9 protein-coding genes are annotated in these 9419 nt (G+C 46.4%); all 9 read left to right on the forward strand.

The genetic code is table 11. The features are described from left to right. Positions 1-306: 306 nt before the first annotated feature. Positions 307-1080, forward strand: coding sequence for a DeoR/GlpR family DNA-binding transcription regulator (locus tag V8Q34_RS17485; protein ID WP_256129856.1), 774 nt, complete (start codon positions 307-309; stop codon positions 1078-1080). A 45-nt stretch (positions 1081-1125) separates the two neighbouring features. After that, entirely contained in the window at positions 1126-1794 is a 669-nt protein-coding gene (locus V8Q34_RS17490; protein WP_227244797.1) for an AAA family ATPase, read from the forward strand. A gap of 189 nt (positions 1795-1983) precedes the next feature. Continuing rightward, on the forward strand, positions 1984-3327 hold the full coding sequence (locus V8Q34_RS17495) for a sn-glycerol-1-phosphate dehydrogenase (protein ID WP_054353225.1): 1344 nt from the start codon (positions 1984-1986) through the stop codon (positions 3325-3327). 71 nt (positions 3328-3398) lie between these two features. Then, positions 3399-4292: an aldose 1-epimerase family protein gene (locus V8Q34_RS17500; RefSeq protein WP_118594131.1), complete on the forward strand. Its 894-nt coding sequence runs from the start codon at positions 3399-3401 to the stop codon at positions 4290-4292. A gap of 295 nt (positions 4293-4587) precedes the next feature. Beyond that, positions 4588-5262 (forward strand): response regulator transcription factor, encoded by a 675-nt coding sequence (locus V8Q34_RS17505; protein ID WP_103732034.1) that lies wholly within the window; start codon positions 4588-4590, stop codon positions 5260-5262. Next, positions 5250-6479, forward strand: coding sequence for a HAMP domain-containing sensor histidine kinase (locus tag V8Q34_RS17510; protein WP_335835982.1), 1230 nt, complete (start codon positions 5250-5252; stop codon positions 6477-6479). The genes V8Q34_RS17505 and V8Q34_RS17510 overlap by 13 nt, the downstream gene beginning before the upstream one ends. 66 nt (positions 6480-6545) lie before the next feature. Next, positions 6546-7424, forward strand: coding sequence for an ABC transporter ATP-binding protein (locus tag V8Q34_RS17515; RefSeq protein WP_335835983.1), 879 nt, complete (start codon positions 6546-6548; stop codon positions 7422-7424). Continuing rightward, a complete protein-coding gene (locus V8Q34_RS17520; protein ID WP_335835984.1) occupies positions 7424-8680 on the forward strand; it encodes an ABC transporter permease in 1257 nt (418 codons plus the stop codon). Before V8Q34_RS17515 ends, V8Q34_RS17520 begins: the two co-directional genes overlap by 1 nt. Next, positions 8643-9263, forward strand: a complete 621-nt coding sequence (locus tag V8Q34_RS17525) for a hypothetical protein (RefSeq protein WP_335835985.1) — start codon at positions 8643-8645, stop codon at positions 9261-9263. Before V8Q34_RS17520 ends, V8Q34_RS17525 begins: the two co-directional genes overlap by 38 nt. Positions 9264-9419 lie beyond the last annotated feature (156 nt).

Below are 9419 nucleotides of genomic sequence, written 5' to 3' on the forward strand. Positions count from 1 at the left end.
CAAACAAATGTGTATGAGAATATATTCGTCAAAATAAGATGCAAACAAGTACAAATGAGAAAAAATAAATACAAACAAGAAAGCAAAAAATAAACAATAAATCAGAGCCAATTATAACAGGCAATTATAGAAAATAGCAAGTGGAATCGGTATTATATAAAAGTAAAGTTACTTCATTTTCAGTCTGCAGTCAGAATTACCCAGGATGCGAAGCATGTATTCAGGTATCACATGTAGGTACCACATGGCAGAGATATGCCGGATATGGTTTTCTGCCTGCAGAATCACAGAAAGGAGCGGTAAGGCATGTTTATGGAAGAACGGCAAAAGCTGATTGTGGATATGGTTAATACGTCCGGTCACATTACAGTGGCGGAAATACAGGAACGTTTTCAAATATCTTCGGACTGTGTCAGAAGGGATCTGCGTTCTTTGGAAAGCAGAGGGCTTTTAAAGAGGACGCATGGCGGGGCGATCAGTGCCGGTCCCAAGGGAAAGTATCCAAAAGAGCAGTACAATCCCAAAGAGAATACAGATACGGATGAGGCATGTCTGGCGGCAGCTAAAAAAGCGGTGGAGTATATTTCGGAAAATGACGTGATATATCTGACTACCTCTGCAGTCGGCTATTACATGGCAAAATGTCTGCCCACAGAGTTTTCATTTACAGTTGTGACGAATTCCGTGACGGTGGCCGATGAACTGCGGAAACATCTGAATGTGTCCACGATTTTACTTGGGGGTGAGATGTCTCACCGTGGACACTGCCATGATTACTATACAATGCAGATGATGAAAAATATAAGTCTGGACAAAGCGTTTCTGTCCCATACAGCTCTGTCCATCGAAAATGGTGCTTCCATACACAACAGTGCCGGTGTGGAGCTTGGAAGACTGATCATGAAAAACAGTTCCATGAATATAGGGGTATATCCGTCCGAGAAATTGGGAAGAAAGTCTATCCACTCAGTCTGTCCGATCACAGCCTATGATCTTCTGATCACGGATGACCAGGTTTCTGAGGATTTTGTTATGCAGGCGGAAAAGTTGAAGGTGAAAGTAGATATTGCCATGCTATAAATCGGCTGATTCACAGAAATACACTCTGATATGAGGAGGAGGAAAATGTATTGTATATTAGTGACCGGGATTCCTGCATCCGGCAAAAGCACCATGGCAGAGTACCTGTCTGAGGCTTTGTGTATTCCTATGCTGTCAAAGGATAAAATCAAAGAAATTTTGTTCGATACCATCGGATTTCACTCCAGAGCAGAGAAAGTGGCGCTGGGAACCGGGGCGATGGAAATTATGTATTACTTTGCCGAACAGATGATGAAGACCCGGCAGTCCTTCATACTGGAGAATAATTTTGAAAATGTCTCAAAGCCGGGTATCCAAAAGCTGCTCAGCAGATACGGCTGTCAAGCAGTGACCGTACGCCTTTCTGGTGACGACTCTGTCCTTTATGAGAGAATGGCAAGAAGAAATGATTCCCCGGACAGACATATGGGCCATATTGTCAATGACTGTTACCCCAGACCGGAAGGGGAAACGGGGAGTATTATCCATCCGGTCCCCGCACAGGAGGACTTTATCCGTGGAATCACAGAGCGAGGCATGGTGGATTTCCGGCTTCCGGGTCCTCTTATGGAGATTGACACCACGGATTTTTCCAAAGTAAATCTGCAGAATATCGCAGAGGAGCTGCGGGGGATCATCTCCAATCTTTCACTGTCAGAAAACAGCAGCGAAGAAGAAAGAAGAGCCATGGGCATTAATAATTTAAAATATTAATAATACTATAAATTAATAATTTGATTCCCGGTTTGACATTCTGTTGGAATCTGCTATAGTAAAAACAGAAATGAAGTGTCCTGCAGTCTGTGTTCCGGCTGTAAAGGATGACTTTTTATCCAAAGCCCTAATAATATAGAACCAGACTTTCAAAAAAGAGAATCTGACGGAAAGGATTAGAACAAAATTATGGAAAAGACAAATTGGAAAAAATACCTGGAGAAGCCCTATCACTGTTCCTGTGGGAAGACCCATGTGTGCAGCATAGAAGATATTATCATTGAGGAGAACGCAATTGAGCGTCTGCCTGAAATTCTCGGCAGGCACGATTATAAAAAACTCTGCATTGTCTGTGACATCAATACAAAAAAGGTGGCAGGGGATAAGGTCTGCGCAGTGCTGGATGAGACCGCGTATACATATCAGACAATCGTCTTCCAGGACAGGGAACTTGTGCCGGATGAGGAGGCAGTTACCTATTTTCTGACAGAGATTGACAGGGACTGCGATTTGATCATTGGGGTAGGCTCCGGTACGATTAATGATTTGTGCCGTTTTATCAGCTACAAGATGAATCTGGATTATTATATTGTGGGTACCGCACCGTCCATGGACGGCTATGCATCCAATGTATCACCGCTTATTATAAAGCATCTGAAAACCACATATGAGGCACATACGGCCAAAGTGATCATCGGAGACCTGGATATTCTGGCTCAGGCACCTTTATCCATGATCGCGGCAGGTGCCGGCGATATCCTGGGAAAATATGTATGCCTGACAGACTGGCAGCTTGCCCATATCATGAATGGGGAATATTATTGTCCGGAAATGGCAGATATGGTGAGAGAATCTATCCAGAAGGTAGTGGACAATGCAAAAAAAGCGGCCGAAAGAGACAAAGAGGCCGTTGCAGCCATTATGGAAGGGCTTGTTCTGAGCGGTATTGTCATGAGCTATATCGGCAATTCCAGGCCGGCGTCCGGCAGTGAGCACCATATGTCACATTACTGGGAAATGATGTTTTTACTGGATCAGCAGCCGGATCCCCTTCACGGTACAAAAGTAGGGATCGGAACGGTAGCAGCCATTAAAATGTATGAAAAACTGAGAGTTCTTGGCAAAGATGCAGTGCCGGACAGTGCTCCTCATTTTGACTACAATACCTGGAGCGGTGAAATCGAGGCAGCTTACGGACCGGCAGCACCCGGTGTGCTGAAGCTGGAGCAGTCCATCGGCAAAAATAAGGATGAGGAAGTCGCAAGAAGAAGAGAGGCGTATCTTGAGAATCTGGATAAGATCCAGGCACTGATCGATGAACTGCCAAAGGCTGAAACCATCATGGATATTCTGAAGTCCATGGATGCACCGTATTATCCCGATCAGATTAAGGTGACAGCAGATGTTTTCAAGAGAAGCATCTATTATGCAAAGGATTTGAGAAACCGGTTTGGTCTTCTGCAGCTCTTATTTGACCTGGAGCTTCAGGAGAAATTCAGCAGCAGGCTGATCGAAGAAATATATCAGGCATAAATCACATTGCACGGTCCGTCCTGTTTGTGATAAACTGTAAGCAAAGAACTGGAAAAAGGAGCTTAGAGTTTATGAGACAGGTTTTAGAAAATGAATATCTGAAAGTATCCGTGGAAGACCATGGCGCTGAACTGGTCAGTGTATATGATAAGGAAAATGAAAGAGAAGAACTTTGGCAGGCAGAGCCTCCTTACTGGAATCGCCATGCCCCCATTCTCTTTCCGAATGTGGGAAAACATCATGACAATACATATCGTCTGAACGGAAAGGAATTCCGCACCAGCCAGCACGGGTTTGCCAGGGACAGAGAATTTGTATGCATCAGCAAAACAGCATCGGTTCTCACCCACAAACTGGTTTCAGATGAGGAGACCAGAAGTTACTTTCCTTTTGATTTTGAACTGTATATCACCCACCGCCTGGAAGAAAGGCAGCTTTCGGTAGAGTGGAAAGTGGTGAATACGAGCGGAGAAATCATGTATTTTACCATTGGCGGCCATCCCGGTTTTCGGGTTCCCATATGGGAGGGCAGCAGACAGACGGATTATTATCTTCTGTTTCAAAAGGGACCGGCACTTAAGTACAAACTGGTATACGGTGACAGCGGTACAGCAGACGCTGCCAGAGAATATACACTGAATCTGGAGGAGGCGGATGGATATTACAGATGCCCCATCACAGAGCATATGTTTGACAGGGATGCCCTGATTTTTGACGATACCCAAGTTGAATGGGTGGGAATCGGTTATCCTGACGGGACGCCTTATGTAGTTATGGAATGTGAAGGATTTACAAATTTCGGAATCTGGACAATGCCGGGAGGACCTTATATCTGCCTGGAGCCGTGGATGGGACGCTGCGATGATTATGGCTTTGCGGGAGATATTTCCGATAAAAAGGATGTTATCACCCTTAAAGAAGGGGAGACTTTTGATAAAAGTTATCGTATGACATTTTATAAGTAGACCCGCTTCATGAACAGACAGAACCGTAGAAAAAAGCATAAACCAGAAATGAAAAAGCTGCAGAGCAGAAATGTTCGGCAGCTTTTTTAGTCCGGCAGAAAGTGCGAAAAATTTGTAGGGATTTTATAGAGAATTTTTTGTTATCCTTATTACAATATCTGTGTATCGCGAAACGTGTTGCCGGGCATGCATTGTCTGTGCATCGCGAAGCGTGTTGCCGGGCATGCATGGAACAGTAACCATACCGGTTCCGGATGAGATACAGGCAGACAATAAGTACAGGATGGGAGGAAATATGGCTGAGAAAATTTTGATCGTGGATGATGAAAAGGATATCCGCTGTATGCTGAGAGATTATTTTGAACTGCAGGGATATGAGATTTATACTGCAGCAGACGGGGAGGAAGCTCTGGATAAAATGAAGATACAGCCGGACATGATCCTTCTGGATATCAATATGCCGGGTATGGACGGCTATGAGGTGTGCAGAAGGATCAGGGATTACGTGAGCTGTCCCATTCTCTTCCTCACAGCAAGGGTGGAGGAACAGGACCGGGTCAATGGCCTGATGATCGGCGGAGATGATTATATTATGAAACCGTTCAGCATGGATGAACTGGATGCCAGGATCATGGCGCACCTGCGGCGGGAGAAGCGTATGGCATCCAGAGAACAGCTTCGATTTCAGGGAAAACTGGTTATCAACTACTCGCAGAGAAAAGTATTTTATGACGGGGAACAGATTTCCTTCACCAAAATGGAGTTTGACCTGATAGAATTTTTGTCCATGCATAAAAAGCAGGTCTTCAGCAAAGAACGCATATATGAAGCAGTTCGAGGCTATGACGGGGAGGGGGACAGCAATATTATCATGGAGCATATCAGAAGAATCCGGCAGAAACTGAAAAAACATACAAATCATGACTATATAGAAACCGTTTGGGGAGTGGGATACCAATGGATTGGATAGAGGAATACCTGGAGAATCTGAGAACAAGGATCAGAAACCTGAATCTGAGAAAGTCTCTGCGCCTTTATATCTTTGTGGCTGTGCTGGCAATCTGCCTGGCTTCTGCCATGACCATACAGACCTGTAATGGATGGAAACGGATCATCGAGACACCATATGGGCATAAGACATCAGAGAACGTATTCAATAAAGACCAGAATGCTGTCTTTACTTTGGAATATTTTGTACCGGAAAAAGAACTGACGAAAATGGATGTCATCCTTCTTGAAATCATCAATCTTCTGCAGTATGGATGTGTGCTGCTGTATTCCGTTCTGGCTATCGCCTTTGTGTCCAGGCTGTACTACAGAAATAAATTGAAGAAGCCCATTACCATCATGACCAATGCAGCACAGCACATATCCAGAAATGATATGGGGTATTCCTGCAGATATGACAGTGCAGATGAAATGGGGCAGCTCTGCAGATGCCTGGATGACATGCGTCTGAAAATCATCTCATATCAGGAGAATCTCTGGAAACAGGCGGAAGATCAGAGAACACTCAATGCGGCGTTTGCCCATGATCTGCGCACGCCTCTGACGGTTATGCAGGGCTATGTTGACCTGCTGCTTCGCTTTTATCCGGATGGACGTCTGCCAAAGGAGAAGGTCATAGAGATTCTTAAGACCATGCAGGAACAGCTTGGACGGCTTAAAAACTTCGGCGGAACCATGAAGGAAATCCACAGTATGGAGGAGCGGGCTCCCCAGTTAAAAAAGATACCGCTTTCCCTACTTTACGACAAGACCCGTGAGACGGCAGCTGCGCTTGAAGAGACCGGCGGTATGGAGATTGAGGTGAAGCTGAAGGGAAATCCCGCAGCAGAACTGCTGGCAGATGAGTTTTTTGTGCTGGAAGTGGCCGAGAATCTTTTGTCCAATGCGCTCCGTTATGCGGATAAGAAGATAGAAGTGCTTCTGGAAGCAGAACGTGAGGAAGGACCTCTCAGGCTGTATGTAAAGGACGACGGAAGAGGATTTTCAAAAGAGGAGCTTACAAAGGCTGTCTCCCCGTATTACAGGGAGAAGACAGAGGACGACGGTCAGGACAGCAGCCATTTCGGCATAGGCTTGTCCATCAGTGCCCTGCTCTGCAAAAAGCACGGGGGAGAGCTGGAGCTTGCCAACAGCATTCACGGAGGTGCCATTGTCTGTGCAGTATTTTCCTGTATGTAGGGAAAATATAGAGATTTCTCTTTTATGATAAGACGCAGACAAGAAGAAAGGAAGTAGGGATATTGTATGGATACGAAGATCATGATCAAAAATCTGAGTAAAAATTATGGGAAAAAGCAGGCTCTGAAAAATGTGGACCTTACCATCCGCCAGGGTATGTTCGGCCTTCTGGGACCTAACGGTGCCGGCAAGACGACGCTTATGAAAATCATAGCCACTCTGCTGCAGAAGACAGAAGGAGATGTGCGCGTATGCGGCATTGATATTAACAATGACAGGGAAATCCGGCGGATCATCGGGTATCTGCCCCAGGACTTTTCCATGTACGGAAACATGTCCGTGTACGAGGCCATGGATTATCTCGGCGTATTGTCCGGGCTGTCCAGGCAGCAGAGAAAGGATCGAATACCGTCTCTGCTTGAACAGGTGAATCTGACAGATGATGTAAAAACAAAAGTGCGCGCCATGTCAGGCGGGATGCGAAGAAGACTCGGCATTGCCCAGGCGCTGATTCATGATCCTAAAGTGCTGATCGTGGATGAACCCACTGCGGGACTTGACCCGGAGGAGCGGGTGCGTTTCCGCAATCTGCTCAGTGAGACGGCAAAGGACAGGGTGGTCATCCTGTCTACACATATTGTAGGGGATGTGGAGGCTACCTGTGAGGATATCGCCGTTCTGAACCGGGGGTGCGTGCTTTTCCAGGGGACAGTCACAGAGCTTCTGGGGGAAGCCAGCGGCAGGATATACAGCGCCCAGGTGTCCAGAATGGAACTGGAGAGTATCCGGAACAATTATACAGTCACCAGTATAATGATGCAGGGAAATCATGCGTATGTCCGCCTGATCTCTGATGAAAAACCTTTCGCTGATGCACAGATATGCGATGCCAATGTGGAGGATGCCTATATGTATCTGATGCAGGAGGAGAGGAGGGGAAAATAATGTTTTTTAAACTCTTTGCCAAAGAATGCGGACAGATGTTAAAAAGCCTGATCTATTACCTGTTTCTGGCTGCAGTCGTGTTCTTCTATGTAAGTCAGGTGGGAAGCTTTACCACCTATTCGGAACCTTTAAAGGGACAGGAGGAGAGCTATGGTATAAAAGCAAGTTCTGATAAGCAGCAGATCATGGGAGCCACGCTGGCCTTACTTGCGGGAGAGTATGAGGCGAACAGTTACACGGCTTATCCGGTGGGATTTTATAAAAATGTAGTTCTGACAAAAGAAAAACAGGAGAAGATTCATCAGATTCTCATGGACTGTACCGGTCTGGAAGAAGGCTACACAGATGCCATACGTGAGTCATCAGAGGAGGCGCCGCAGACAGAGGACGGTTCTTATATACAGATCGCAGGAATCAATCCGCCGCTTCTGCCGCCCGCAGAGGATCTGTCCTATGACAGGTTTTTGAGATATATGACAAAAGCGGATAAGATCATCGGAGGAGGTTCCAGCTACGCTTCTGATAATGTGAAAAATAATGCCAAGACGTATGCCACATACGAGGATGCGAAAAAAGTATATGACGCCAGCCTGTACACGGACCGTATTTCCAGAGGAAAGGCAAGGCTGTTCTGTGATTATATGGGCATTGTCCTGGGACTACTCCCTGTATTTCTGGCGGTTACCAGAACACTCCGTGACAAACGTTCCATGGCACAGGAAGTGATCTATGCCAGGAGAGCGTCCTCTGTGACCATTATCGCGGCCCGGTATTTTTCAGCCATGTTCTTGACGATCATGCCGCTGTTTCTGCTGTCTTTGACACCTATGCTGCAGTGTATCTACTATGGACACCAGCTTGGTGTGTCCGTGGATGTGCTGGCCTTTGGAAAATATATTCTGGGATGGCTTCTTCCGGAAACCGCCTTTGTACTGGCCTGCGGATTCTTCCTGTCTGAGTCAGTGGGAGGGCCTGCAGCCATACTGGTGCAGGTGGTCCTCTGGATGGTGAGCATCAGCACAGGCGGAACCAAGCTTGTCGGCACGGTAGGATGGAATCTGATACCCAGGTTTAACAATGACCAGGCCACAGATGTATGGCTGTCCGTGTTCGGGCAGATGGTCAGGAACCGGCTTCTGTATGCCGGGCTTGCTCTGCTTTTTATGGCAGGTACGGTGTTTATTTATCACATGAAGCGGAAAGGAGTGCTGGGCGGACGTGGAAAGAATTTTATCCATAGAAATAGAACACTTTAAAAACCATTATGCGGGGCATTTGGCAGCAGCTCTTCTGCTTAGTCTGCTGGCTCCGGTGATCATGGGAATGGAGGCGCTGAACCAGTATCAGGCAGGCCAGATTCTGGATGTGTACTTTTCCCTGCTGGGGACCGTGCTTCTGACACCGCTTTTTATGCCGGAGCAGAATAAGGATATCCGGGATCTGCTGGCGAGCAGGGAGTATCCGCTGAGAAACATCCAGCTTCTGCGCCTGCTGCAGGCAGTTGTCATTCTGGCAGTGCTGAACCTGCTGGTCTTATTTCAGATGAAACTGGGGGAGTGCACCTTTCCTTTTGGAACTTATTTTTGGTGCGCCATGGCGAACTGTCTCTTTCTGGGGGGCCTTGGCATCTTCACTTACGGGATCACGGACCATCTGGTGATTGCCTATATGATACCGGTATTTTATTATATCTGCTGCTACGGCGCAGGACAGAAATATCTGGGTAAATTTTATCTGTTCTCTCTCATGACCGGTGATCTGGAAAATAAGATATGGCTGGGGACAGCAGGCATTTTGCTGACTGCAGCAGGTATTGTGATAAGAAACAGAAAGAAATAGAACTGTAAAAGCCGCTTCTGACAGGCTAATCCTGTTGGAATGCGGCTTTTTCTGTTGTCAGTTCAGGGACATCCATACATCCTACATAGCGGCCTACGCGGCGGTATTGGTAATAATCTGTGACCGAAATATCGTCAATTGTCCCGTTTAAGGATT

Origin of the sequence: Blautia sp. JLR.GB0024 (assembly GCF_037000545.1) — a bacterium.
Lineage (GTDB): Bacteria > Bacillota > Clostridia > Lachnospirales > Lachnospiraceae > Blautia > Blautia celeris.